The 1,158-nt window shown below is 45.1% G+C and carries 2 protein-coding genes; both read right to left on the minus strand.

The window, feature by feature from the left end:
* A partial coding sequence (locus tag AC2VLY_RS02625; RefSeq protein ID WP_486921720.1) for a DDE-type integrase/transposase/recombinase occupies window positions 1–941 on the minus strand: 941 nt, incomplete at its 3' end.
* Window positions 941–1,158 (minus strand): hypothetical protein (locus AC2VLY_RS02630; protein ID WP_486921721.1); only part of this gene is annotated, 218 nt, incomplete at its 5' end. The genes AC2VLY_RS02630 and AC2VLY_RS02625, both read right to left, overlap by 1 nt.

The following is a 1,158-nucleotide window of genomic DNA, read 5'->3' on the forward strand; positions in this document are numbered from 1 at the left end:
ACTCCCCTTGTCACTGATCCGACCTCAACCATTTTGTGGGCCGCGGCTTTTATATTCTTGGCTACTTTGCGAGTGCCCACGCCATCAGAAAAGAAGACATCTTTAGGCTTGGCCTTGATTGTGCTGTGATAAGCATCGTTGTAATTATCGACCAAAGTATCAACGATATCATACCATCTCTTTGTTCCCTTGGCCGTCATATATTGCATTATGGCGCGTTTTATTGTTTGGTTGAAGCGCTCAATCATGCCATTTGTGCTGGGTTTGTAGGGAAAACTATTCAGGTGTTTGATTCCTAACTCTTTATACAACTCATTGGCCGCCGCATTGATGAATTCGCCGCCATTATCTGTCTGCAAGATCTTTGGCGTGTATTGGCGCAATATAGGCTCAAGAACCTCCAGTGTTTTCTCCGCTGTTTTTTTTGTCATTGGCTTGACCCAGGCATATTTGCTGAAGCAATCAATGATTGTCAGGGCATAAGCGCGCCGATGATTATGGCCCGCCCATTCTCCCATCTCGATTAAGTCGGCCTGCATTCTGTCCAGAACATGGTTTGTTATGATTGGCTTGTGAACAGTTGGCCGCCGCAAGGGCTGATGTAGTTGGGCCGTCTCATTGCCAGCTAAATATTTGGCCACAGCTGGGCGACTTATGCCGATTAGTTTGAGGTCTTTTATTCGCATGTAAAGGCGGTCGCGCCCTCTAAGTGCAGTGGCTGGATCATCAAGAATTTTATCTAGCTTATCCTTGATCTTATCACTTGGCACAATTTCATAGGCCTCATCGTTTAGGAGGAGTTCAAGATGACCATCAGGATGGATGCGGTATTTGGCCCGCTTTATTGGGGCCTCAACAGATTGGCCAGCTCGCAGTTGGGTGGTGATACTCCGGACCTTAGCTGGTGTAAATTCCAAATTATTAATCTTTTGCCAATGCATTATATATAATTTGTCCAGAAAAAATGGGAAATGTTTTTAGCATCACTAGAGGCACCGCTCCTGATCCGCCCAGCTATCCGGCGTATGACACACACTATTTTCAAAGTTGTTGGCGCATCGATCGCAGTTTCGTAGTCTTGTTGATTCAAATAATTTTGAGCACAATTTTGATCGCGTTTGCCGTCGGAATGTTGATTTATCACAGCATACAACATAA

This window comes from Acidithiobacillus sp. TH-A36, assembly GCF_057473445.1.